Origin of the sequence: Pseudarthrobacter phenanthrenivorans Sphe3, from assembly GCF_000189535.1 — a bacterium.
Lineage (GTDB): Bacteria > Actinomycetota > Actinomycetes > Actinomycetales > Micrococcaceae > Arthrobacter > Arthrobacter phenanthrenivorans.
Map to the genome: position 1 here is coordinate 1371581 of NC_015145.1, position 26111 is coordinate 1397691.

General features: G+C 67.5%; 14 protein-coding genes. All 14 read left to right on the forward strand.

Going from position 1 to position 26111, the window contains the following annotated elements; all coding sequences use genetic code 11:
- The first annotated feature begins 15 nt into the window (after positions 1–15).
- The 14 genes from ASPHE3_RS06365 (at position 16) to ASPHE3_RS06430 (ending at position 26085) form a co-directional block, all read left to right on the forward strand.
- Complete coding sequence (locus ASPHE3_RS06365; protein WP_013600408.1) at positions 16–924, forward strand: biotin--[acetyl-CoA-carboxylase] ligase; 909 nt, start codon at positions 16–18, stop codon at positions 922–924.
- Positions 917–1516, forward strand: coding sequence for a PH domain-containing protein (locus ASPHE3_RS06370; RefSeq protein ID WP_013600409.1), 600 nt, complete (start codon positions 917–919; stop codon positions 1514–1516). The genes ASPHE3_RS06365 and ASPHE3_RS06370 overlap by 8 nt, the downstream gene beginning before the upstream one ends.
- Entirely contained in the window at positions 1506–2630 is a 1125-nt protein-coding gene (locus tag ASPHE3_RS06375) for an adenylate/guanylate cyclase domain-containing protein (RefSeq protein ID WP_013600410.1), read from the forward strand. Before ASPHE3_RS06370 ends, ASPHE3_RS06375 begins: the two co-directional genes overlap by 11 nt.
- A 314-nt stretch (positions 2631–2944) precedes the next feature.
- Positions 2945–9055 (forward strand): Ig-like domain-containing protein, encoded by a 6111-nt coding sequence (locus tag ASPHE3_RS06380; protein WP_013600411.1) that lies wholly within the window; start codon positions 2945–2947, stop codon positions 9053–9055.
- Between the two features lie 46 nt (positions 9056–9101).
- Entirely contained in the window at positions 9102–10073 is a 972-nt protein-coding gene (locus ASPHE3_RS06385; RefSeq protein WP_013600412.1) for an AAA family ATPase, read from the forward strand.
- Between the two features lie 46 nt (positions 10074–10119).
- Complete coding sequence (locus ASPHE3_RS06390) at positions 10120–11451, forward strand: DUF58 domain-containing protein (RefSeq protein ID WP_013600413.1); 1332 nt, start codon at positions 10120–10122, stop codon at positions 11449–11451.
- A complete protein-coding gene (locus tag ASPHE3_RS06395; RefSeq protein WP_013600414.1) occupies positions 11448–14108 on the forward strand; it encodes a transglutaminase family protein in 2661 nt (886 codons plus the stop codon). Before ASPHE3_RS06390 ends, ASPHE3_RS06395 begins: the two co-directional genes overlap by 4 nt.
- A 307-nt stretch (positions 14109–14415) precedes the next feature.
- Positions 14416–15696 (forward strand): RDD family protein, encoded by a 1281-nt coding sequence (locus tag ASPHE3_RS06400; protein ID WP_013600415.1) that lies wholly within the window; start codon positions 14416–14418, stop codon positions 15694–15696.
- On the forward strand, positions 15693–16628 hold the full coding sequence (locus tag ASPHE3_RS06405; RefSeq protein WP_013600416.1) for a PP2C family protein-serine/threonine phosphatase: 936 nt from the start codon (positions 15693–15695) through the stop codon (positions 16626–16628). Before ASPHE3_RS06400 ends, ASPHE3_RS06405 begins: the two co-directional genes overlap by 4 nt.
- Complete coding sequence (locus ASPHE3_RS06410) at positions 16615–18435, forward strand: FHA domain-containing protein (RefSeq protein ID WP_013600417.1); 1821 nt, start codon at positions 16615–16617, stop codon at positions 18433–18435. Before ASPHE3_RS06405 ends, ASPHE3_RS06410 begins: the two co-directional genes overlap by 14 nt.
- Positions 18432–20120, forward strand: a complete 1689-nt coding sequence (locus ASPHE3_RS06415) for a serine/threonine-protein kinase (RefSeq protein ID WP_013600418.1) — start codon at positions 18432–18434, stop codon at positions 20118–20120. Before ASPHE3_RS06410 ends, ASPHE3_RS06415 begins: the two co-directional genes overlap by 4 nt.
- Before the next feature lie 85 nt (positions 20121–20205).
- A complete protein-coding gene (locus tag ASPHE3_RS06420) occupies positions 20206–20910 on the forward strand; it encodes a hypothetical protein (protein WP_041652006.1) in 705 nt (234 codons plus the stop codon).
- Positions 20907–25352, forward strand: a complete 4446-nt coding sequence (locus tag ASPHE3_RS06425; protein WP_013600420.1) for an FtsK/SpoIIIE domain-containing protein — start codon at positions 20907–20909, stop codon at positions 25350–25352. The genes ASPHE3_RS06420 and ASPHE3_RS06425 overlap by 4 nt, the downstream gene beginning before the upstream one ends.
- A 121-nt stretch (positions 25353–25473) precedes the next feature.
- Entirely contained in the window at positions 25474–26085 is a 612-nt protein-coding gene (locus tag ASPHE3_RS06430; RefSeq protein ID WP_013600421.1) for a hypothetical protein, read from the forward strand.
- Positions 26086–26111: the final 26 nt, after the last annotated feature.

The following is a 26111-nucleotide window of genomic DNA, read 5'->3' on the forward strand; positions in this document are numbered from 1 at the left end:
CGGTACAGTTTAGGTATGGACGACGCACAAGCCCCCGGCACGCCGCTGAACCGGAGGGACCTCGCGGACCAGCAGTTCCTGTCCGCCAACGGCATCCCCCGCCTTGAGGTGGTGGACTCCACCGGTTCCACCAATGCCGACCTCCTCCGTTCAGTCACGGTTGAGCCTTCGGCCTGGCCGGATATGTCGGTGCTGACCGCTGAGTACCAGACGGCCGCCCGCGGACGCCTGGACAGGCGCTGGGAAGCACCGCCGCTGAGTTCGGTGTCCGTTTCCGTTGTCCTGCGGCCGGTGAACGCCGAAGGCCGGCCCCTTCCCACGCAGACCTATTCGTGGTTGTCCCTCATCGGCGCCCTGGCCCTCCGGGAAACCCTGCTGGAAACGGCCGGCCTGCCCGCCGAGCTCAAGTGGCCCAACGACGTCCTGGTGCGCGGAAAAAAGATCGCCGGAATCCTGGCCCAGCTGGGGCCCATGGTGGACGGCTCGGTACCGCCCGTCATCCTGGGGACCGGCCTGAACGTAACCCTCCGGGAGGATGAACTCCCGGTTCCCACCGCTACGTCGGTGGCCCTGGAATCCCCTGTCACGACAGACCGGACGGAACTACTGAAGAGCTACCTCTCGCACTTCGCCGTGCTCTACCGCGGCTTCTGCAACGCGGACGGCGACCCGGCTGCGGGGCTGGCCGGCGGCCCGTCGCTGCACAAGCGGGTGGAGGCTGTCATGACCACCCTGGGCAAGCAGGTGCGGGCCCAGCTGCCAGGTGACCATGAAATTATCGGCCATGCGTCCCGCCTCGACGAGTACGGGTCCCTGCTGGTGGTGGACCGCGAGTCCCGGGAGCATGTGGTGACAGCGGGCGATGTGGTGCATCTGCGGCCCTGGGCTTCCCCGGACGGGTCCGGCCAGGGCGGTTATGCGTAAAGACCTCGTCCCGGGCGAGCAGGTGATTGTCACCACCCGCCCGCAGCCGAGGAAGCTGGCCGGGGCGGCAGCAGCCTTCATCCTTTCGCCGGCCGTGGCCGCCTTTGCCGCCGCCTGGGTGGTCCGCGGGGAAGCGGAGCGGTTGATGCCCGGACTCAACGCGCGGTGGACGCCGTGGCTGGTGGCCGGATGCGTCCTGGCCGTGGCGGCGGTGTGGCTGGGCTACTGCCTGCCGCGGCTGCTGCGCTGGCAGGGCACCCGGTACACGCTCACCAGCCGCCGGATCGTTTCCAGGTCCGGCATGATGCGGCGGCTGGACCAGCAGGTGAACCTGGCGTCCGTGCGCAACTTGACTGTCCACGAATCGGTACTTCAACGCCTGTTGCGCTCCGGGAATATATCCTTGGAAACCGGGTATCAGGGCGTGGTGACTTTACGGGACGTGCCGGAGGTTGCCAGGTTCCGGGATTTTATCCTCGACGCCATCGAGGAACTGCCCGAGGAACATGACGGCCAGGCCGGCGGAACACTGGATTACCCCGCCGGAGCATTGCCATGGGAACTGAGAGAAGGTGGACGGGATGAACGATGAGGACCAGCAGGACCGCGTGGACTCCATCACGCCCCCGCCCCCGACGGATGCACATCCAGCAACCGGCACCATGTCCGCCGAACGGCTCGCCATGAAGGCCCTGGAGTCAAGGCTCCTCGGCGGGGAACGCAAGCTCCGCCGTCGTGAAGTTGCCGCCGGCGCCGGCCTGTCCCTTCTGTCGGCCCGCAAGCTGTGGCGGGCCCTGGGATTCCCCAACTTCGGCGATGAAGACGTTGCCTTCACCGAACGCGACCAGGCCGCACTGTCCACCGTGGTGGACCTGGTGCGCTCCGGCAAGCTGACCGAGGAAGCAGCCATCTCCGTCACGCGTGCCATCGGCCAGATGACGGACCGCATGGTGGTGTGGCAGATCGAAGCGCTGGTGGAAGACATGGTCCACGAGCAGGGGGTGACGGACGCCGTGGCCCGCAAGCGGCTGGTGAACGAACTTCCCGGCCTGGTGGATGCGCTCGAGGATATCCTGGTCTACTCCTGGCGGCGGCAGCTCAACGCCGGCGTCCAACGGCTCGCCGTCCGCGCCGAGGCCGGACTGCAGGCCAGCGAGGAAGGCCGTGAGGGTGACGAGGACGACGCGCCCCTGCCGCTGGCACGTGCCGTGGGCTTCGCTGACCTGGTGTCCTACACCAGCCTGTCCCGGCGCATGAACGAAAAGACCCTGGCCCGGCTGGTCCAGCGCTTTGAAAACAAGTGCGCCGAGATCATCTCCGTTGGCGGCGGGCGCCTGGTCAAAACCGTGGGTGACGAGGTCCTGTATATCGCCGAAACCCCTGCGGCCGGCGCTGAAATCTCCCTTGCCCTCGCCCAGGCCTTCACCGAGGACGAGATCCTCCCGGAGGCACGGGTGGCCATGGTGTGGGGAAGGATCCTGTCCAGGCTCGGCGATATCTACGGTCCCACTGTCAACCTCGCTGCGCGCCTCACCACCCTTGCCGATCCGGGAACGGTGCTGGTGGACTCGATGACGGCATCCGCCCTGGAACACGACGAACGCTTTGTGCTGGTGCCGCAGCCACCCGAGAACGTGCGCGGGTTCGGGGAAATCCGGCCTGTCCGCCTCAGCCGGGGGCTAGGCAAGGGCCTCGTGCTCGACTGAGACACCTCGGTCCGTGCTGTGGCAACGTCGGGAAAGAGTTTCTCCAGTTGATGGTCTTTCGCGGTATAGTCGGTGCGGCGGTGGACGCCGAGCGTCTGCCGTGGGCAGGGGTCCCCATCGCGGCACCAGCTGCCCGCCGGTAAGCTTGCCACCGGGCAGGACTGCCCGGCTGGCCGCAAATGCCGGCGCGGCGGGCAGTACTTCTCAATATCAGGTCTCAGCCGCTCCGCCAGGAGCGGCAAATCAATGGCCGGGTGACAGCCCGGCCTGTGCAGCTGCCTGCGGCAGCGGTAAATCAGGGGAATAGTAACGCTGTGACAACTCTGCTGGGGAAGCTGGGGCTGAAAAGGCGCCACAAGAAACTCGTCACGGGCACTGCCTTCAGTGCCGCCGTCGCTGTCCTGGTCACCGGCGCCGTCCTGTATCCCGGGTTCAAGACCACAGAGGTGGAGCTGAATGACGGCGGCGTCTGGGTCGTTTCAAAGTCCAAGAACGCAGTGGGCCGGCTCAATTACCCCTCCCGCGTCCTCGATGGCGCCGTCACGCCTGCGTCCACAACCTTCGACATCCTGCAGGATGCCGGTGACATCTTCGTGGACGATGAGACCGGCTCGACGCTGAACCAGGTGTCGCCGGCGAACATGCGGCTGGGCGGCGACAAACAGCTGCCCGGCTCCGCTGACGTCAGCTTTGGTTCCGAGGTCATTTCCGTGACGGACGCGGCGTCCGGAAAGGTATGGGCCGTATCCCCGTCCACCGTCAACGGCTTCGATGAGGAGGCGTCCGAACCGGTGATGGTGGGTTCGGAGGGCATTGTCTCGGCCGTGGGGGACGACGACCGGATCTACTCGGCGGACCCAAAGTCCGGGGCGGTAACCATCACCACGGTTGACGCCAACGGGGAGGTGCTGTCCTCCGACTCCGAGACCTGGGCGGAGCTGAAAGGTGCGGGCGACCTCCAGCTCACTGTGGTGGGGGACAAGCCGGTGGTCCTGGACGCAGCCGCAGGCAAGTTGCTGCTGCCCGGCGGCAAGCGCCTGCAGCTGGATAACGCCCGGGAAGCCAAGCTGCAGCAGGGCGGGCCGGCCAGCGGCTTCGTGGCCATCTCCACCCACAAAGCCTTGCTGAAGCAGCCGCTGGACGGTTCCACCGCCAGGACCGTGACGTTCGACGGCGAGGGCGTGCCGGCTGCCCCCGTCCAGCTGGGCGGGTGCGTGCACGCGGCGTGGTCCGGCGCGAACAAATATGTGCGGGACTGCGTGAATGACGGTGACGACAAGAACGTGGACGTGCCCAAGGCGAGTGCCTCGCCGTCGTACGTCTTCCGGGTGAACCGTGACCTGGTGGTCCTTAACGACGTGAATTCCGGCAACGTGTGGCTGGTCAACCAGAACATGCAGCTGGTCAACAACTGGGACGACGTTGTCCCGCCCAAGAACGAGTCCGACGAGCAGGACCAGGAATCCGCGGACAACAACACCATCAACGTGCTGCCGGACCGCACCAAACCCAACCGACCGCCGGAAACCAAGCCGGACGCCGTCGGGGTGCGTCCCGGACGCACCACCATCCTCAGCGTGCTGGACAACGATTCCGATCCGGACGGCGACGTGCTCACGGCCGCTGTGGGGGACTCCGGCCCCAGGTTGGGCAGCCTCGAGAACATCTACGGCGGCACCGCCTTCCAGATCTCGGTTCCGGCCGACGCGAAGCCCGGCACCGAAACGTTCAGCTACAGCGCCTCCGACGGCCGCGGACTTTCCGCCAGCGGCCAAGTGACACTCAGCGTGGTGGCGCCGGACCAGAACAAGCCGCCGCAGTTCAAACGGGGCGACAACACCACCATGCTGGTTGAACAGGGCAAAACCGTCAGCCAGAACATCCTCACCGACTGGATCGACCCCGACGGCGACGACCTGGTCCTCCTTGAGGCCAAGGCCGACAACGACCAGGACCAGGTCAAGGTCCGGCGCGACGGCCTGCTCACCTTCCAGGATTCCGGGGCAACAGCCGGCAAGAAAAGCGTGGAAGTGACCATCTGGGACGGCCGCGACACTGTCACCGGCAAAGTGGTGGTCAACGTCCAGCCGCCAGGGGCCCTGGCGCCCGTGGTCAATGCCGACCACGTCACTGCCGTGGTCGGCCAGGACCTGGTCATCTCGCCGCTGAAGAACGACGTCGACCCCAACGGCGGCGCCCTCCGCCTCGCCCAGGTGGAAGCCAACGGTCCCGCGGAGCTGGGGCCCGTGACCGACGGCGGAACGTTCACCTTCCGCAGCACCACTCCCGGTCCGGTCTACCTCACCTACATCGCCAGCAACGGGCCGCAAAGCAGCCAGGGCCTCATCCGGGTGGACGTGGAATCGGGGGACGAAACCGGCAACCCCGTTGCGGTCCACGACGTGGCGCTGATGCCCACCGGCGGCAGCGTGCTGCTGGATCCGCTGGCCAACGACTCCGACCCCTCCGGCGGCGTCCTGGTGCTGCAGTCGGTGAAACTCCCCGAAAATTCCACCGCCTCCGTCAGCGTGATCAACCACAGCGTGCTGCGCATTACGGACATCCTGGGGACCAGGGACCCGATCCTCTTCGAATACACCATGTCCAACGGGAAGAAGTCCGCCACGGGCAGCGTCTCCGTAGTGCCGGTGCCTGCGCCCGCCGTCGTGGAAGCACCGCAGCCCAAGCCGGACGAAGTCAACGTCCGCGTCAACGATGTGGTCACCATTCCCGTACTGGACAACGACACCCACCCCCAAGGCCAGGAACTCACCGTGGACCCGGTCCTCCCGCAGGGCGTGGACCCTGCGGACGGAAAGAGCTTCGTCTCGGAAAACACCCTCCGTTTCATCGCAGGCAGCCAGCCGAAGACGGTTCGCGCCATCTACAACGCCGTGGACCCACAGGGGCAAAAAAGTGCCGCAGCGGTGACCATCCACATCCTTCCGCTGGAAGGGGCCGAAAACTCCCGCCCGCAGCCGCGGAACCTCACGGCCCGCGTGGTGGCTGCCGGAACCGTCCGGATTCCCGTACCGCTGGACGGCATTGATCCCGATGGTGACTCCGTGCAGCTGACCGGCATCGACAGCACGCCGGCAATGGGAACGGCGGCAGTGGGCAGTAACTTCATTGACTTCACTGCTGCCGGTGACGGCGCCGGCACGGACACGTTCCGCTACAAGGTGGTGGACCGGCAAGGAGCGGTCAACACCGGCACGGTGACGGTGGGAATCGCGCCCCGCGGCGAGATCAACCAGAAACCGACGCCGGTGGACGACGAGGTCCTGGTCCGCCCCGGCCGCCAGATCGCCGTCGACGCCACCGGCAACGACACCGACCCCGACGGCGACCTCATCCGCATCCTCAGCGACGGCATCGAAGCCGACGCCGCGCTGCAGGCCACCGTGAGCAAATCGAGCGGACGGATTATCCTGCTGGCTCCTTCCGAGGCCGGCACCGTGAACGTCCGCTACACCATCGCTGACGACCGGGACGCCTCCGCCCAGGCCGCCATCCGCGTGGTGGTGGACAACGAGGTGCCCCTTAAGGCGCCCATCGCCCGCGACGACAGGGTGACCTCCGCCCAGACCATGGGCAAGACCGCCGTCGACGTCCCCGTCCTGAAGAATGACGAGGACCCCGACGGCGTCGGGGAAAACCTCAAGATCAGCACCGGGGCCACCACCGCCCGGCCCGGAGCAGACGGCACCATGATCGTGGACCTGACGGAGCAGCCGCAGCTCATCCCGTACACCGTGGAGGATGTTGACGGCCAGCAGTCGACGGCGGTGATCTGGGTACCGGGCCTCGGCCAGCAGGTGCCCACCCTGGCCAAGGACGAGGTCCTCGAAGTGGTGGCCGGCCAGTCCGTGGACGTTGACCTGGACGAGTGGGTCAAGGTGCGTGAAGGCCGCTCGCCGCGCCTCACCCAGACCGACCGGATCAAGCTCATCGGCGCGGACGGCGGCGATCCCGTCACCGGCGACGGCACAGGCCTGAAGTACACGGCCGGCACCGACTACGTGGGGCCAGGCTCGCTCACCTTCGAGGTAACCGACGGAACCGGCCCGGACGATCCCGCCGGTTTGAAATCCACCCTCAGCATCCGAACCAAGGTGCTGCCTGATCCGAACAAGAACAATCCCCCGGAGCTGCTTGGCGCCAGCGTGGACGTGCCGAAGGGCGACTCCGCCAGCACCGACCTTGGCAAGCTGACTTCGGACCCGGACCGGGACGACGTCGAGAAGATGAAGTACGAACTCGTGGGCGGACCGCCTGCCGGCTTCAACGCCAGCATCGACGGCAGGACACTCAAGGTTTCCGCGGCCGACTCGAGCGGCGCCGGAACCACCGCAGCCGTCCAGGTCACGGCCAGGGATCCGCGCGGGCTTGAAGCCACGGCCACCTACCAGCTGAAGGTGACGGCCTCGAACCGGCCGAAGCCGGTGGCGAACGACGACGTGCAGGACAACGTTGCCGCGGGCAAGCCCGTGACCGTCGACGTCCTGGCGAATGACGCCAACCCCTTCCCGGAAACCCCGTTGAAGATCACCGCGGCCGCAACCGAAACGGGAAGCGGCAATGTTGATGTGGACGGCGGTTCGGTGACAGTCACGCCTGCTCCCGGCTTCACCGGCACCATGGTGGTGTCCTACACCGTGGCCGACAAGACGGAGGATCCCTCGCGGCAGGCAACTGCCCGGGTCCGGCTCACGGTCAAGGACAAACCCGAGGCCCCAGCCACCCCCCAGGCCCAGAGCGTGGGCGACCAGACGGCGCTCCTGAACTGGACGGCACCGGCTGACCGCGGCTCTGCCATCACCAAGTACACCGTGTACGGCGAGGGCGGGTTCCAGCAGGACTGCCCGGCCAACACCTGCACCCTCAACGGGCTGGTCAACAACACGAAATACCACTTCCAGGTGACCGCCACCAACGAGTTCGGCGAGTCCGACCGGTCGCCTGCCTCTGCCGAGGTGCGCCCTGACGTGAAGCCCGATACCCCGCTGGCGCCGTCGTTGAAGTTCGGCGACCGGGAACTGTCCATCAACTGGACCGCCCCTGCCAGCAAGGGATCACCGGTCAAGTCCTACGACCTGGAAATCTCACCCCCTCCCGCGGGGCAGAACGCCCAGATCCAGAACTTGACCGCGGTCAGCTACGTTTGGAAGGGCCTGCAGAACGGCGTGTCCTACAAGGTCCGGGTCCTTGCCCGGAACGATGCCAGGGAACCGTCCGAGTGGAGCCCCTACTCGGCTGCCGAGATACCGGCCGGAGTGCCCGCCACGCCTGCTGCGCCGGCCGCCACACAGGCAAGTTCGGTCGGTTCCCAGAGTCAGCTGAAGGTCACCTGGACTGCGCCGAACAACAATGGCGACGCCATCTCGGCCTATACCCTGACCACCCTCCGCGGTGGCGCTGTGGTGGCAAGCCAGCAGGTGGCGGGTACCTCGCAGAACGTGACGGTGGACAATTCCGAAACCAACTACACGTTTACTGTTTCAGCCACCAACAAGGCAGGCACCAGCGGAACCAGCGGCCAGTCCGCGGCAATCCGGGCTGCCGGCAAGCCGGGCCAGGTCAGCAGCGGAACGGTGGCTGACACCGGAACCAGCGGACAGCTCAAGGTCACCTTCACGCCGCTGACCGAAGCCCAGCGCAATGGTTCCACAGCGAGTGAAATCGCCTATTCGTACCGGACGTCCACGGGCCAGTCCGGGCCCATCAATGCTCCCGGCGGAAACATCAACGGCCTGCCCAACGGCCAGAACATCACCGTCAACATCATCGCCACGTCCACCAGGAACAACATCTCCGGTGACGCCCAGGCGATCGGGACGGGCAACCCCTACGGGCCCGCGAATGCCCCGAATATCGATGGCGGCACGTCTACCAAGGGTGACGGTGATGTCCACTGGACCTGGAACGACCCCAACACCAACGGCAGGCCGCTGAGCCACTACGAAGTCAGCTACGAGGGCGGCGGCTGGATCGATGTCGGTAAAGCCAACAAGTACGACCGGTCAGCGGGCGGCTGGGACCAGCCCCGCCAGCTCCGCGTTCGCGCCGTGACGGTGGTGAACGGTGCCATCGGTGGACCTGTAACGTCGCGGTCCGGCGCCAACCCCACCCCGCCGCCGCCGGACTCCTGGAGTGTCACTGCTCCCGTCAGGACCTGCACCGAGCCGCGGTACGGCACGGACAGCTACCGGAACACGAACCCGGACCAGTGCATCAGCCCCGGCATCTGGTTCAACTCCGGAGTTGTGGCCCAAACGGACTTCTATGTTGTCTGGTACAAGACTGCGGCCAACCCCAGCGGCATCTGGTACCACCTGACCAGCAGTTCCGCCGCAGGCAACTACGCCCGGTGCGATACCGTCTCGCTGGGCTGCAACCCGCCGAACGGAATGCCCAAACGCTGATCCGCCGTCACGGCGCCGTCTTCAAGCCCGAGAGAAAGAACAATTCATGACCATGACCACCGAGCAGGCCGCGTGGTTTGCAGACACCTTCGAGAAGCTCGTTGCCAACGTGGGGCAGGCTGTCCTGGGCAAGGAACACGTCATCCGGCTCACCTTCACGGCCATGCTGGCCGAGGGCCACGTCCTGTTCGAGGACGCGCCCGGCACCGGCAAGACGTCATTGGCGCGGGCACTCGCGGCAACGGTGCAGGGCTCGAACAACCGGATCCAGTTCACCCCCGACCTTTTGCCCTCGGACGTCACCGGCGTGACCATCTACGACCAGAAGACGCAGAAGTTCGAGTTCCACAAGGGCCCGATCTTCAACAACATCGTCCTGGCCGATGAAATCAACCGCGCCTCGCCGAAGACCCAGTCGGCGCTGCTGGAGGTCATGGAGGAATCCCGGGTCACGGTTGACGGCGTCACCTACGAGGCCGGACGCCCGTTCATGGTGCTGGCCACCCAGAACCCCATCGAGCAGGCCGGAACCTACCGGCTGCCCGAGGCGCAGCTGGACCGGTTCCTGATTAAGACGTCCATCGGCTACCCGGACCACGCCTCCACCGTCCGGCTGCTGGGCGGCTCCAACCTCAAGGACCGGTCCCAGGACCTGTCCGCCGTCATCACCACCCAGGCGGTGGCTGACATGGCCGACCTCGCCGCCACAGTGCACGTGGACACCGCCGTTCTCGAGTACATCTCCAGGCTCTGCGAAGAGACCCGCAGTGCCCCCGAGACCCGCCTCGGCGTTTCCGTCCGCGGAGCGCTGGCCATGGTCCGCGCCGCGAAGGTGTGGGCTGCAGGGCAGGGGCGGAACTTCGTCCTCCCCGACGACGTCAAGGAACTCGCGCCCGTAGTGTGGACGCACCGCTTCGTCATGGATCCGGAGGCGGAGTTCTCCGGCGCCACGGCCGAAGCCGTCCTGGCGCGGATCCTGGCGGACGTCGCAGCACCGCAGCAGCGAACCAACGCCTGACGGCACGTCCCGCCCCTTCCCTGAAAGCAACAACGAAGGCACACATATGTCCAGCGGCACCCCGTTGACCCGGCTCGCGGAGCGTCTCAAACATCCCTTCCAGGGGGATGGCCAGCCTGTCCGGCTGCACCCCTCGGCTGTTTGGGCCGAGGGCCGGAACACCGCGGCGATGGCGCTCGCCCCTGCCTGGCGCACCATCCGGGCTGGTTGGCTGAAGTACCCCTGGCCCGTGCTTTCGGTGGTCAGCGTCCTGGGCTGGTCCGTGCTGGCCGCCGCCGTCCTGCTTTGGACCGCCGGGCAGGCGTTCGGCTGGCAGGAGGCAAAGGCAGCGGCCATCGCCGCGTTCGTCATGTTCCTGATTGCCGTGGCCTTCGTCCTGGGCCGCTCGTCCTATGGCGTCGTCCTTGACCTCGCCCGGACCCGGGTGGCGGTAGGCGACAGCGCAGTGGGCAGCATCGCCGTGTCCAATACATCCGCCCGGCCACTGCTGCCGGCCGCACTGGAACTGCCCGTGGGCAATGTCACCGCGGTGTTTCACCTTCCCCGCATGAAACCGCAACAAATCCACGAGGACCTCTTCACCATTCCCACCGCCCGGCGCGCCGTGATCGTGGTGGGGCCCGTCCGGTCCGTGCGGGCAGACCCCCTGCACTTACTGCGGCGGCAGGTCCTGTGGACGGAACCCGAAGACCTCTTCGTCCACCCGCGGACAGTGGCCCTGGCCGGTTCGGCTGCCGGCTTCATCCGCGACCTCGAAGGAATGCCCACCACGGACCTGTCCAGCGCTGACGTTTCCTTCCATGCCCTTCGGGACTACGTGCCCGGCGACGACCGGCGGCACATCCACTGGAAGACCACAGCCCGGACCAACAAGCTCATGGTCCGTCAGTTCGAGGAAACCCGCCGGGCGCACCTGGCCATCTCACTGTCCATCAATACGGATGAATACGCCTCCGAAACCGAATTCGAGACGGCCATCTCTGCCGCGGCGTCCATAGGCCGGCAGGCGATCCGCGAACAGCGCGAACTGGACGTCCTCACCCAGAAAGGCCCGCTGCGGTGCGAAACCGGGCGGAACATGCTTGATGACATGACCAGGATTGTGGGCGTGCCCATGCGCCGCACCGCCGTCGACCTCGCCCGGACCCTGGCAGATACGGTCCCCAACGCCTCGGTGGTCTTCTTCGTGGTGGGCAGCCACGTGACTGCCACGCAGCTGCGGTCCGCCGCCGCATCCGTGCCGCCGGGCGTCCGCAGCCTCGCCGTAAGGGTGGAAGCCGGAGCCTCGCCCACCAGGGCCAACATTGCGGACCTCACCGTGCTGACGCTTGGGGACCTGAACGATCTTGCCATTGTGCTGAGAAAGGCCGCAGCATGACGTCCACAGAAGGACTGCGTCCCCGCACCGGGGCGCGCCCCTCCCGGCAGCGTGCCGGCCGGGGAGCGGCCCTGGCCCAGGACAGTTCCGCTTTCGCCACCGGCCAGCCGGCCTGGCATTTCCTGGTGGACGCCGGGGCCATGACCGCACTGCTGGGGCTGGGGCTGCTCGGCTTCGGACTCAGTTTCGGCGGCGACCCGTACTACCTTGTCTCCGGCTTCGGCGGCATCATCCTTGGCCTGGCAATCGGCGCCGCCAACGCGCACCTGCGGCTCGGGCTCCTCATCACCACCGCCCTCGCCCTCGGCGCCTACCTGGTCTTCGGCACGCTGCTTGCGGTGCCGGACTCGGCAATCGCCGGCTTCGTCCCCACGCTCGACTCGCTGCGCACCCTGCTGCTGGGCGTGGTGTTTGCGTGGAAGGACATGCTGACTGTCGGTGTCCCCGTGGGGACCGCGGGCGGCGTCCTGATCGTCCCCTTCCTGAGTTCCCTGATCACCGCGCTGGTGGCCGCCATCCTGACGTGGCGCCTCAAAAGTCCGTACTTCCCCCTCCTGCCGGTGCTGGTCCTGTTCGTCACCGGCATTGCGTTCAGCACCAATGCGGCCTTCCTCACCCTCGAGCGCGGCATCGGCCTGACGGTACTGGGCATCGCCTGGGCAACGTTCCGTCGGGATGCGCTCCGGAGAAGCAGCACCCGGAAAGTTGCCGTCAACAATCCTCAGGCGGATTCCGCCACGGCACAACGGGCCAGGATCCGGAGGCTGGGGATGGCAGCCGGGGTCATCGCAGCCAGCGTGGCCGTCACGGCGTTGTCCGCCCCGCTGGTGACTGCCGGCAGTGAGCGGAAGGTCCTGCGGAACGTGGTGGTCCCGCCCTTCGATCCGAAGGACTACATCACGCCGCTGGCCAGTTTCCGCACGTTTGTGAAGGACAAGAAGGACGACACCCTGTTCGTGGTCAAGGGCTTGCCCCGGGACGGACGCATCCGCCTGGGTGCGCTGGATGCCTTCAACGGTACCAATTACACGATGGATCCCAACGGCTCGGGCAACTTCAGCAAGGTGGGGGATACCGAGTCGATCAACACCCTCGCCAATACCTCCGGGGTGGTGGCCACCAACGATTACGCCATCAACATCACTGTCGAGGACTACCAGGGATTCTTCGTCCCAGGCGGCCGCAAGACCACCGGCCTGAGCTTTGCTGACAGCGCCTCGGCTGCCGCGTCAGGCCTGTACTTCAACTCCGGCACGGATACTGCCGTGACCACAAACGGGCTGTCCCGCGGCGATTCCTACCGGGTCCAGGTGTCGGATCCGGTGAAGCTCGAGCACGGGCAGCTGACTCAGTACGACTTTGCGAAACTGTCCCTGCCCGACGCCGTCGAAGTGCCGCCCGTGGTGGGTTCGCAGGCCAATGACCTTTCCTCGGATGCCCCCACTGCCATTGACCGGGTGCGCCAGATTGAGGCGCACTTCCAAAAAACAGGTGCCTTCAGCAACGGCCTGGTCAGTGAAGGCCAGCTCCCCAGCGTCTCCGGCCACGGTTCAGCCAGGATCAGGAACCTGCTCACGGCCAAGCAGATGCTCGGCGACGACGAACAGTATGCCGTGGCCATGTCGCTGATGCTGCGCCACCTTGGCATTCCATCGCGCGTGGTGATGGGCTTCTACCCTGAGCCCACCAGTCCGGAGAACGGCGCTGGCGAGGTCAGGATCACCGGCAAGGACGTGCACGCGTGGGTGGAGGTGGCCTTTGAACGTGTGGGCTGGGTGAGCTTCGATCCCACGCCGCCCAAGGACAACATCCCCATCCCGCCGGATCCGGAGAACAAGTCCAAGCCCAAGCCCCAGGTTCTGCAGCCGCCGCCCCCGCCGCAGGAGCCCGCTGACCTTCCGCCTGACTCGTCACCCGACGCCCTGGACGCGGACCAGAAGAAGAACAACCCCTGGCTTTTCTGGGGAGCGCTTCTGGGCGCGCTGGGGATTGCCCTGATCCCGGTCGGGATCCTTGCGTTGCCGCTCCTGCTCATCGCCCTGCTTAAAGCACGACGGCGGAAGTCGCGGTTCAGCGACGGCCATCCCGCCCAGCGAGTGGGCGGAGGATGGAGCGAGGTGGTCAGCCTGGCAACAGACATGGGGGCGGCACTGGACACCCGGGCCACCCGGCGTGAAAGCGCTGCCGTCCTGGCGGAGGCATTCCCGGCCGTGGGTGGCACCACCACCATGCTGGCCAGGCGCGCGGACGCGTCCATCTTCGGGGCGGGCCAGCCCAGCGAGGACGAGGTGCGGGAGTACTGGACCATTGTGGACAGCTCCCTCAAGGAAATGACTTCCACTGCCGGCTTCTGGCACCGGCAGCAGGCAAGGTTCTCGCCGCGCTCGCTCCTTGCCGATGCGCGCAACGCCTTGGCGCTCCGGGGCAAGGGGGCGTTGCCTGCCCTGGCAGCCCTTACTCCGGCCGCCCGCCGGCGCCGCCCCGAGGGGACGGGTGCAGTGGGATGGCCAGGGGAGGGCAGCAACCCGGCCCTGCCTCCGGTGCACGAACACCGGGAGCAACCGCCCGCACAGCAACCGCCGGCCGGGGAACCTTCCGGCCAAGAAACCCCAGCCGGGGATCCCCAAGGCAAGGACCACGGGAACCATGAGCGCTGACCTCCAGGCATGCACCCGCTGCCGGCAGCCGGTGCGCTTGGGGGCTGCCTTCTGCACCTCCTGCGGAGCGCCGCAGCCGAACCGCGCGGCACGCAGCAACCTGAACGCGAACGCCGGACGTACCCCCGGCGCGGCGCCGCAGCCTGGCGGTCCGGCTGCCCATGCGCCGGCGATTCCCGGTACTATCCCGGTAGTACAAAGGCCACCGGCACATGAGTCCGCGGGCCTCGCAGACGCAGGCACCGGGCGGGGGAGCGCCGGCGGTTCCACCGCACAGCCGGTGGCCGTCCCAGGGGGAGGAACGGGAATGGCAGTGAACCTTCAGCTTGTTCCGGCTGCCGCCGGCAAGCGGCTAGGCGCTGCGGTCATCGACTGGCTGCCGCCGCTGGCAGTGCTGGTGGTGACGTTCGCCGTCGGCTTTGCCGGGATCACCCGCAGCCGCAGCGGGCAATTCATCGTGTACGACACCGGGTCGCTGGTGTTGTTCGGGGGCATTGGACTCGGCCTGGCCTTGGTGTACCTGTTCGTTGTCATGGGAATCGAAGCCAGGACCGGCAAGACGCCCGGAAACCTCGCCATGGGCATCCGGAGCGCGGACAACGACGGCTATGCGCCCGGCGCCGGGGCAGTTTTCCTCCGCGGCCTCATTACCGGTGCCGGCGTGCTGCTGGCCGTGCTGGCAGCGATCCTGGTGGTGGTCTTCAAATGGTTCGGCACTGCGCTGTTCATCCTGGCGCCCCTGCTGCTGGCCGGCGCCGCCTGGGCCGTGCTGGTGGTGGTGTCCAACAACTGGGACAAGAACGGCCGCCTTCGCGGCTGGCACGATAAAGCCGCAAAAACCCTCGCCTTCGATGTAAAGGCGGGGCGCGATCCCGTGACAACCGGTGGTATCCAGGGCCCGTACAGCTTCGCGCCGCTGGACCTGCCGCCTGTCCAGCAGGTGCTGTCCCCGGTGGCAGGCGCCGCAGCCCGGGCCCACAGTGCACCTGCCCAGGCCGCGTCTGCCCTGCACCCCCCGGCGCAGGCCGGATCCGTGCAGTCCCCGGCTCCCCTGAACCCGCAGCCGCAGCCGCAGCTGCAGCCGCAGACCATGCCGTCGCAGACGATGCCATACACCGCCCCGTCCTCTTTCGCGCCGCCGTCAGGTCCCGCCGTCGGAGCACCTGCGCCTGTTGGCCAGGGCCACCGGCAGCCGGTGGACGACGAGGACGTCGAACGCACCCAGGTCCGGCCAGGAGCGGGCGGGCCTCCGCCGGTGGCGGTCCTTCGGATCAGGCTCGACGACGGCCGCGACTTCCAGCTCGACCGCAGCGTCCTGCTGGGCCGGAACCCCGTAGGCCAGGCAGGCGAGCAGCATGCCCAGCTGCTGGCAGTCGAGGATCCGGGCCGCTCCATCTCCAAGACCCACCTCCACCTCCTGACCGATGGTGCCGGAGTGTGGGTGACGGACCGGAATTCCACGAACGGCAGCGCGGTCACGGCCCCGAACGGTGTCCGCACGCCCCTCGTGCCCGGTGTTCCCACTTTTGTTACCCCCGGATCCAGCGTCCACTTCGGGGACCGTACCTTTTACCTAGGACAGGCATGAACCAACAGCCCGCCAATGTTCCCTCCAGCTTCGAGACAGGCTTGCGCCTGAGCTACGGCTACGGGACGGACCGGGGACTCCGCCGGGAGCTCAACGAGGATTCCTACATTGCATCCGATCCGGTGTTCGCGGTGGCCGACGGCATGGGAGGCCATGAAGCCGGCGAGGTCGCCAGCGGCATGTGTGTCCGTGCCCTGGCGGCCATACCCCAGCTCGCCACAGGCGAACGGAGTGTGACGGCTGCGGTCCTCCAGCAGTACCTGGTCACGGCGGACAACTCCATCCGCGAGGCGACCGGCGCGCGCGCCGGGACCACCCTCACGGGTGCCGTGGTGGTGGAACAAATGGGCATGCCCTACTGGCTGGTGATGAACATCGGCGATTCCCGCACCTACCGCCTCAGCCAGGGGCGGTTCGAGCAGATCAGTGTGGACCATTCCGAGGTCCAGGAACTCGTGGATGCGGGTGAAATTACTGCGGAGGAAGCCACTGTGCACCCCCGCCGGCACGTGGTGACCCGCGCCTTGGGGACCGGCGACGAGACCGAGGCCGACTACTGGCTGCTTCCGGTGGAGGAAGGGGACCGTGTCATGGTGTGCTCGGACGGGCTCACCGGTGAACTGACGGACGAGCACATCCTTCGGATCCTCAGCACGGTAGGCGATCCCCAGGAGGCCACCGACGCCCTCATCCAGGCGGCCCTGCGCAACGGGGGCAGCGATAACGTCACCGTCATCGTGGTGGACGCCAGGAACGTCCTGAACGACGACGGCGCTGCCACCACCGCGCCCCGGCAGGCCGCCGGAGACGCTGACGAAGATACGCTGCCCCGTGCGCGTGCCCAGGGACGGCAGGCTGCGCAGCCGTTATCCCACGAGGAGGCCGGAACGGCGTCCGGGGAGAGCAGTGAAAGCACCGATGGCCGGCACTAGCTACGTTCCGGGCGCATGGCTGGGGATCCTCCGCTCCCGCACCGCTGTCCTCCTGGGCCCGGACACTCCGCCGGTCATGGCACGCGCCGTATGGGACCTGCTGGCGAGCAAACCGCAGGTGCACGAGGTGCTCCACGCCCTCACCAGCAGCTCGGGAGGATCACTCACGCAGATTCCGTCGTTTGGCATGCTCGACTTCTCCGGAACTTTGCGGGTGTTCCTCCGCGGTGACCTCGACCTCGCCGTGGAACTCCCGGGCGGCCCCGTGGAACTTGACGGGCGGGACGTAACCACCTGGAACGAGCGGCGGTTCGCCCTGGCCGGATCATGCCGTCTGACTGTTCCAGGCGCAGGGCCGGGGGACCGGCCGGAGCTGCCCCTGGGGGAAGGCATGGTCCTGCTGCAGTCCCTGTCCATCGCGCTGGCTCCGGGACTACAGGAACTGCAGCCTGCCCAGCCTGCACCTGCGGCCGTTCCGGTTAATTCCGCGGGCATAGCTGATATCCATCCCGCGGAGCCGGCCAATGCCGACGTCCAGGACACGACGATCGCGCCGGAGCAGGAAGCGTCCGCCGAAACTGTTCTGGGCCTCCCCGACGACGATACGCACCTTGATGGGGCCGCCCCTGCTCAAGACCCGAGCGTGACAGGTGGCAGGGACGCAACCGGGCAGGACACGGCCGGACAGGACATGGCCGGGCAGGACACAGCCGGACAGGACATGGCCGGGCAGGACACGGCCGGACAGGAGACGGCCGGACAGGGCGGCAATGACCAGACCACTTCGTACGACCACTTGTGGGAGCGCACCGTCATGCGGAGCATCGAGGACGCCGCGGTCCGCGACGAGACCGAAACGGATAAGGCGTTGATTGCCGGCGCCATTCCCGCGGTCCAGGGAGGCGCGCAGCTTCCGATTGCTGCTCCGGATGACTCCTCTGCTTCGGATGACACCTCAGCCCAGGCCGGAACAGAGGAGGAAGAGGCCGCACCGGCTTCAGCTTCCGCCCCGCAACCGGCGGCCCCAGTCCGGCCGGCCGCTGTCCTGATTGATTCGGTGCCGTGGCGGACCGGAACCGGCACAACGCCCGTAGCCGGAACAACGCCGGGTGCCGGAACAGCGCGGGGTGCTGGAACAGCGCCCGGGGAAGATCCAGCCACGCCGCAGGCACCCACGCCCGCTTCGCCGCCCAACACCGCCGGACCTGCGGCGGGCACCGCAGCGGACCGGCAGCATCCGGCCTTTACCGCCTTTGACGGTGACCACGACGGACAGACGGTTCTGAAGAGCAACGTCGGTACGGCCGGCGGGCACTCCGCCTCCGTTGCTGCCGACGACGCGGCAGGCGGTCCCACCGTCCTCGCCCGGGTCTGCAGCCAGGGCCACGCGAACCCGCCCACCCGCGCCCAGTGCGCCGGCTGCGGCGCCGCGCTGCTGCCGGACGCCGTGCAGGTTCCCCGCCCCCGCCTCGGACGGGTGCGCGTGTCCACTGGCGAGCTCCTGGACCTCGACCAGTCGCTGGTAATCGGAAGGCAACCGTCCGTGTCCAGGGTCCAGGGCGGCAGCATGCCCCGGCTGGTCCAGGTGCCAAGTCCGGAAGGGGACATCTCGCGCTCGCATGTGGAGGTCCGCCTGGAGGGCTGGCACGTCATGCTGTGCGACCTGAAAGCCACCAACGGCACGGTCCTGGTACGGGAAGGCCAGCCTCCGCGCCGCCTCGCCCAGAACGAGATGGCCATCCTTCTGGACGGGGACATCGCTGAGTTGGGAGACAACATCTCGTTGCGTTTTGAGGAGATTCCTTGAGTTCCAAACGGCCGGTAGCGCCGCCGCCCCGCATCCCGGGCTTCACCTATGTCAGCCTGCTCGGTTCGGGCGGGTTCTCGGATGTCTACCTGTACGAACAGGACAGGCCGCGCCGCAAGGTGGCAGTCAAAGTACTGCTTTCGGACCTGAAGACGGAGGGCGCCCGCAGACGCTTCGAGTCCGAGGCCAACCTGATGGCCCAGCTGTCCTCGCACCCGTACATCGTCACCATCTTCGAAGCGGAAGTCACGGATGACGGACATTCCTACCTGGCCATGGAGTACTGCTCCCGGCCCAGCCTGGACGTCCGGTACCGCCGCCAGCGGTTCAGCGTGGACGAAGTCCTGGCCGTCGGCATCCAGGTTGCCTCCGCCGTCGAGACAGCGCACCGGGCCGGCATCGCCCACCGTGACATCAAGCCCGCCAACATCCTGGTCACGGACTACAACCGCCCTGCCCTGACGGACTTCGGCATTTCCGGCACCCTGGCCGGGGATGCCGACGACGAGTCAGGCATGTCCATCCCCTGGTCTCCGCCGGAACAATTCACTGACGGGCCGGTGGACGGCGTGATGGTGGATGTGTGGGCCCTGGGCGCCACGCTGTACACCCTCCTGGCGGGCCGGTCCCCGTTTGTGCTGCCCGGCGCTGATAACTCCCAGCGCGAGTTGATCAGCCGGATCAGCAACGCGCCGCTGCCACGCCTGGGCCGCGCCGACGTCCCCGAGTCGCTGGAACTGGCGCTCTCGACGGCGATGGCCAAGTTGCCGCAGTCCCGCTATTCGTCCGCGCACGCCTTCGCCCTTGCCCTGCAACGGATCCAGGCCGAGCTCAACCTGGCAGTCACGCCCTTCGAAGTACTGGAGGAGCCGCACCAGGATGATGGCCATCCGGACGACGGCGCCGAAGAAACGCGCGTCCGCAGCATTGCGTCTATCGATCCGGAACGGACGGGCAGCGCGCCAACCTTTCCTGCCCGCACCTGGCCGCAGGATGGCCGGGGGCAGGGGGCAGGGGAGGCACCGCCGTCGAAATTTCCACCGCCGGCGCCTTCGCCTGCGCCCGCGCCCGTGGCACAGGAGTGGGCCCAGGCCACCGTCCTGCGCGGTCCCGCCGGCAGCGCCTCCGCAGCCCGCGATGATGAGCCAACTGCCGCCGGCCGCCCTGTCCGGGACGCCGACGCCGCGGACACCACCATCCATCGGCCGGCGAGGGTGGAGGAACCCGAAAATGTTCCTGTGCAGCCCGCCGACCGCGGGAAACGGAACCTCTGGCTGGCGGTCTCTGGCGGCACCTTGCTGGCCCTTGCAGCCGTGGTGGGCCTGGTGGTGGCCAACGCCGCCCCGGACGCGCCCACGGCAGTGGAGACCCAGCAGGCCAGCAGGCCCCCGGCCGATGCACTGGACAACGGCACTGTGCCTGATGTGGAAAGCCTGGCAGGGACGTTGACCCCTGGCGGCGATGCCACGTTCACATGGGTCAACCCCCAGCCCAAGGAAGGCGACAAGTACAAGTGGCGGGTCTACACCATCGGCGGCGGCGGCGAATACCAGTCGATCGACCAGCCGCCTGTGCAGGTGAAACCGAATCCTTCGGGGGAGACCTGCATCCAGGTGATGATCGTCCGGTCCGACGGCGCGTTCTCCCCGCTCGAGGAGGGCTCCATCGCCTGCACGGGCTCATGAGCGCGCCGCTGTCCCCGGTAAGAGCACGGCAAGCAACGGCACGACGGCGATACGTACAGTTCCGCCCAAAGAGGAGGCACGGAAAATGGGGGATCTAGCAATAGATTTCTGTGGTGAATGGTACGAACCGTCGGACGAGGACGTGTTCAACATCGGCCGCGAAGGCGACCTGGAAATTGACGACAACCCCTACCTGCACCGGCAGTTCCTGCAGGTGGCCCGCTACGACGGAATCTGGTGGCTGAGCAACGTGGGGAGCATGCTCTCTGCCACCGTGGCCGACGCCTCTGGCGGCATGCAGGCCTGGCTCTCGCCCGGTGCCCGCATCCCGCTTGTGTTCAGCCGGACCAGCATCATCTTCACCGCAGGGCCCACCACCTACGAGTTCGCCGTACACCTGAAAACGCCGTCCTTCCGGCAGGAAGCTCGTGAGGACGACAGTAATGGTGACACCACCATCGGCCCGGTAGTCTTCACCGACTCACAGAAGGCCCTGATCGTGGCGCTCGCCGAACCAATGCTCCGCCGGGAGGGGACCGGCTTCAGTGCCATTCCCTCCTCGGCGGCTGCCGCCAGGACCCTGGGCTGGGCACTGACCCGTTTCAACCGGAAGCTGGACAACGTGTGCGACAAACTCGACCGGGTGGGAGTGGCCGGACTGCGCGGCGGCGGCGGCAAACTCGCCACCAACCGCCGCGCCCGGCTTGTGGAACATGCAGTCACGTCGCACCTCGTCACACCCGACGATCTGTACCTGATTGAGAAGATGAAGGGCATGGACGAAGGATGAGGATCCGCCTGACCCTTCGCCGGGACCCTGCCGAACCTAAGGACCTGGCCATAACCGTGGACGGGCTGGCCACCGTGGCCGATACCGCGGCGGTGCTCTGGGCCGCAGATCCTGGCCGCAAAGGCACCCCTGCGCCGGACAACCTTTCGCTGCGGATCGAGGAAGCGTTCGTGGGCGGCGGCCTGAGCGGGAATGTGCTGACCCGGACGGACAACCTCCTGGAATCGGGGCTTCGCCCGGGTTCTGTGGTGTCGCTTGCCCAGGTGAGCGGGCAGTTCACCGCGCCCGGTGCCAGCCGCGGTCCGGCGGCGGCCACCCTGCGCGTACTGTCCGGCCCCGATGCCGGCAAGGAGTTCTCCCTCCCCACCGGCACCAGCTACATTGGCCGCGACCGTGACGTGGACGTCCGCCTCTCCGACCCCCTGACCTCCAAGCGCCATGCCCGGATCACCGTGGGCGAGGGCGTGGAAATCGTGGACACCAACTCGGCGAACGGGCTGCTGATGGACGGTTTGCCCGTCACCCGCGCCATCCTCAACTCCTCGGACACCGTCACGTTGGGCGACACCACCCTTACCGTGGTGCCGCTGGGGCACCAGCGGGCGGCAGCCCCGACGTCGCCCCTGGTCAACTTCAACCGTTCGCCCCGCGTCGTTCCCCGCTTCGAGGAGCCCCGGCGCGTGGTCCCGGCCGGGCCAAAGCGCCCGGAGGACCACCCTTTTCCGTACATCATGATGATCGCTCCGCTGCTGATGGGCGCGGTGATCTTCGCGGTCACGGGCAACCCGCTCTCCGTGCTGTTCATGCTGATGATGCCGCTGTTCATCGTGGGCCACTATGTGGACCAGCTGATGCGCACCCGGCGCCAGCAGAAGGAGCAGCTCAAACACTTCCGCGCATCCATGGCAGCCTTCCGGGAGGACATCACCGAGCTCCAGCACGTGGAACGGGCGGTCCGTCTGCAGGAAGCACCATCTGTCAGCGACACAGTTGACGCCATCTATAAGCTCGGCGCGCTCCTGTGGACGCACCGGCCGGAACACGGCACGTTCCTCGGACTGAGGTTCGGCCTGGGCACGTCCCCTTCCCGGATCAGCCTGGAGGAGCCGACCAACAACGACACCGAGGCTGAGTACGCCCGCGAGATCCAGGAATGCCTCCGGCAGTTCCGGGATATCGAGGGCGTACCAGTGGTGTCCCAGTTCCGGACCGCAGGTTCGCTGGGTATTGCCGGGGCCCGGGGCCTGGTGGATGACGTGGCGCGCGGCATGGTGCTCCAGCTGGTGGGCCTGCACTCGCCCGCCGAAGTGGTGCTGACCGCCATCACCTCCGCCCAGTCACGGGAACGGTGGAACTGGCTGCAGTGGCTGCCCCACGTGGGTTCCGGGCACAGCCCCCTTACCGGTGACCACCTGGCCGCCGGTTCCGCCGGCGGCGCATCCCTGGTGGCCCGTTTGGAAGACCTGGTCCAGGCCCGGGAAGCGGCAGCGAAACGTTCCGGCCCCAGCCTCCGTCCCGCTTTGGATCCCGCCAAGCACGAGGTGGAGGAACCGGTGGTGCCCGCCGTCCTGGTCATCGTGGAGGACGACGCGCCGGTGGACCGCGGCCGGCTCACCCGCCTTGCCGAGCGCGGGCCCGATGCCGGGGTCCACGTGCTGTGGGTGGCCACTGATGTCCAGGCGCTGCCCGCCGCCTGCCGCGACTTCATGGTGGTGGACGGCGACCACGGGACCACCACGGGGCAGGTCCGGCTGGGCCGCCATACCTACCCCGTCAGCTGCGAGAGCGTGGACGCAGAGCTGGCGGGCCAGCTGGCCCGGATGCTGACACCCGTGGTGGACGTGGGCAAACCCGTCACCGATGAGTCCGACCTTCCCCGCGCTGTCTCCTACGCCACCCTGATTGGAAAGGACTTCCTGGACAATCCGCTGGCCGTGGCGGAGCGGTGGACGGAGAACAATTCGGTGGCCGCCAGCGCAGTGGCCAACCGCAAGGACAACGGGACCCTGCGCGCCCTGGTGGGCTCCAAAGGCATCGAACCGCTCTACCTGGACCTGAAGAACGAGGGCCCCCACGCCCTGGTGGGAGGCACCACCGGCGCCGGCAAGTCCGAGTTCCTCCAGTCCTGGGTCATGGGGATGGCCGCAGCCTACAGTCCGGACCGGGTCAGCTTCCTGTTCGTGGATTACAAGGGCGGTGCCGCGTTCGCCGACTGCATCAACCTGCCCCACACGGTAGGCCTGGTAACGGACCTGTCCCCGCACCTGGTCCGCCGTGCCCTTACATCGCTCCGCGCCGAACTCCATTACCGGGAGCAGTTGCTGAACCGGAAGAAGGCCAAAGACCTGCTGGCGCTGCAGCGGGAAGCGGACCCGGACGCACCGCCCTACCTGGTGATTGTCGTGGACGAGTTTGCCGCCCTGGCTACCGATGTGCCCGAATTCGTTGACGGCGTGGTGGACGTGGCCGCCCGGGGGCGGTCACTTGGCCTGCACCTCATCCTCGCCACGCAGCGTCCCGCCGGAGTCATCAAGGACAGCCTGCGCGCCAACACAAACCTCCGCGTTGCGCTGCGGATGGCTGACGAGGACGACGCCACGGACATCCTGGGTGTGCCCGACGCAGCCTACTTCGATCCCTCCATTCCCGGCCGCGGCGCAGCCAAGACCGGGCCGGGCCGGATCCAGGGCTTCCAGACCGGTTATGCCGGCGGATGGACCACCGAGAGGCCGCAGCGGCCGCAGATCGACGTCGTGGAAATGGCCTTCGGCTCCGGTCCCAGCTGGGAGGCCCCCACGGCGGAAAAAACCGAAACCGCCGAGCCCGCGGGACCGAACGACATCGCCCGGATGACAGCCACAATCGTCCGCGCGGCGGGCGCCATGTCCATCGGCGCCCCGCGCAAGCCCTGGCTTGACGAACTGGCCAAGACCTACGATTTCTCCAAGCTGCCGAACCCGCGTACGGACGAACAACTCCTCCTCGGCGTTGCTGACGACCCGGCCCGGCAGGCCCAGCCCACCGTGTTCTACGAACCGGACAAAGACGGCAACATGGCCATCTACGGCACCGGCGGATCAGGCAAATCCGCCGCCCTTCGAGGCATCGCGATTGCAGCAGCGGTCACGCCCCGTGGCGGGCCGGTGCACGTCTACGGGATTGACTGCGGTTCTTCGGGGCTGCGGATGCTGGAGGAGCTGCCCCACGTTGGGGAGGTCATCAGCGGCGACGACGTCGAACGCGTCGGGCGCCTGCTGCGCCTGCTGCAGGACATCGCCGAGCAGCGCTCCGCGGCCTTCGCCGAAGTCCGCGCCTCAACCATCGTGGAATACCGCAAGCTGGCCAACAGGCCTGACGAGAAGCGGATTTTCGTCCTGGTGGACGGCATGTCCGCTTTCCGCGAGGCCTACGAGCACAGCAGGCTCTCGGCGCTCTGGGACATCTTCCTCCAGCTGGCAACGGACGGACGCACCCTGGGCATCCACCTCGTGGTCACCGGCGACAGGCCCAATGCCGTGCCCGCATCCCTGCTCGCATCCATCCAGCGCCGCTTGGTCCTGAGGCTGTCCTCCGAGGACGACTACATTTCGATGGATGTTCCCCGGGACGTCCTTAGCGCCGCTTCGCCGCCGGGGCGCGGCCTGCTTGACGGGCTGGAAGTCCAGCTGGCGGTACTGGGCGGGAACTCGAACCTTGCCCTGCAGGCCCGGGAGGTGCACAAGCTCAGCGAAGCCATGCTGCGCCAGGGACTGGAGCCCGCCACAGGCATCGAGACCCTGCCGGACCAGGTGGACCTGGATGTCCTGCCGGCCGGCAGCCCCGGCCTTCCCGTCATCGGGGTGGACGACGAGACCCTGCAGCCGGCCGGGATCATGGCCAGGGGACCACTGCTGCTGGCAGGGCCACCCGGTGCCGGCCGCACGGTGGCCCTGGTGACGCTTGCCTATGCGCTGCGACGGTCCAACCCCGACATGGAGCTGATTTACCTCGGCGCCCGGCGCTCCGCCGTCGCCGCCCTGCCCATCTGGAACCGTTCGGTGGTGGGCGCCGACGATCTGGCCGAAGTCGTTGAGGACCTGGTGGAGCACTCCTCCGGCAATCCCGGCGCCCTGGCAATCTTCATCGAGGGCCTCACGGAGTTCACTGACACGCCCGCTGAAGCGGGCGTGGGGCAGTTGGTGACGGCATCGATCAAGGCCGACCAGTGGGTGGTAGGGGAATCCGAAACCTCCACCTGGTCGTCGGCCTGGTCCTTGGCCCAGCCCTTCAAATCGGGACGGCGGGGACTGCTGCTGAACCCCGGCGACATCGAAGGCGACAGCCTGCTCAACACCTCGCTGGGCCGCGTGAGCCCGGAATTCATCCCGGGCCGCGGCTACGTGGTGGGACGGGGCAAGGCGCGGAAGATCCAGGTGGCGCTGCCCCCCGAAAGCAGGGACTAGAAGGGCTGGTCAGGACGGGGCTGCAGATCCGGTGGATTTGCGGCCCCGTTCGTCGTGTAGAAGACTACCGGGGGACACCAGAAAGCCGCGGTGGGGGGACTGCGCGCATCGAAAGGCAGCAATGACCCCGTCTACACCGGTTCTCCGCGTTGCATCGACGACGGCATCAGCAGCGGTCCTGGCCATCGCCCTGTGTTTCCTCCCGGGCGGCACGGCGGGCGCGGATTCCACCGAACCCATCCCCGCCTCCACAACGTCTCCCGACCAGTGCCTGCTGCTGTTCTGTGAGCCCGGAACAGCGGCTGATCCGAAGCCCGGGGAGCCCACACGGACCCAGAAGCCGAAGGAGCCGGAAAGCCCCCCGGCCCCGCCCGCCGACCCCGTGCCGGCTCCTCCGCAGCAGCCCGCCCCGCCAGTGGCGCCTCCTGCCGGGACTGCGCCCGTGCCGGCCGCCCCGCCGGCAGAAACGGAAGAACCAGCCGCCGAACCCACCACTTCCGCCGCCACGGAAACTGCGGTTTCGCCGCCGCCCACCGGGCCATCAAACGGGCACGATTGGAACGCGCCCGTCACCAGGTCCGCTACCGCCACCCGGGTGGCGGCGGTAGCATCCGCAGGGGATTCCGGCGACGGCGGACCCACCCTCCTGCCCATCATTGCAGGCACCCTGTTGCTGGCCGCTGCCGGGGCTTCTTTCGCCTGGTGGGGCAGGAACCGCTTCAGGACGCACTGACAGGACCAGCCAGCCATGGGTGTGAC

Coding starts and splice junctions, on each gene's coding strand:
- ASPHE3_RS06410 (WP_013600417.1), top strand. CDS start 16,615: ATGGCCGGCACTAGCTACGTTCCGGGCGCATGGCTGGGGATCCTCCGC.
- ASPHE3_RS06425 (WP_013600420.1), top strand. CDS start 20,907: ATGAGGATCCGCCTGACCCTTCGCCGGGACCCTGCCGAACCTAAGGAC.
- ASPHE3_RS06405 (WP_013600416.1), top strand. CDS start 15,693: ATGAACCAACAGCCCGCCAATGTTCCCTCCAGCTTCGAGACAGGCTTG.
- ASPHE3_RS06400 (WP_013600415.1), top strand. CDS start 14,416: ATGGCAGTGAACCTTCAGCTTGTTCCGGCTGCCGCCGGCAAGCGGCTA.
- ASPHE3_RS06385 (WP_013600412.1), top strand. CDS start 9,102: ATGACCATGACCACCGAGCAGGCCGCGTGGTTTGCAGACACCTTCGAG.
- ASPHE3_RS06430 (WP_013600421.1), top strand. CDS start 25,474: ATGACCCCGTCTACACCGGTTCTCCGCGTTGCATCGACGACGGCATCA.
- ASPHE3_RS06420 (WP_041652006.1), top strand. CDS start 20,206: ATGGGGGATCTAGCAATAGATTTCTGTGGTGAATGGTACGAACCGTCG.
- ASPHE3_RS06375 (WP_013600410.1), top strand. CDS start 1,506: ATGAACGATGAGGACCAGCAGGACCGCGTGGACTCCATCACGCCCCCG.
- ASPHE3_RS06370 (WP_013600409.1), top strand. CDS start 917: ATGCGTAAAGACCTCGTCCCGGGCGAGCAGGTGATTGTCACCACCCGC.
- ASPHE3_RS06395 (WP_013600414.1), top strand. CDS start 11,448: ATGACGTCCACAGAAGGACTGCGTCCCCGCACCGGGGCGCGCCCCTCC.
- ASPHE3_RS06365 (WP_013600408.1), top strand. CDS start 16: ATGGACGACGCACAAGCCCCCGGCACGCCGCTGAACCGGAGGGACCTC.
- ASPHE3_RS06390 (WP_013600413.1), top strand. CDS start 10,120: ATGTCCAGCGGCACCCCGTTGACCCGGCTCGCGGAGCGTCTCAAACAT.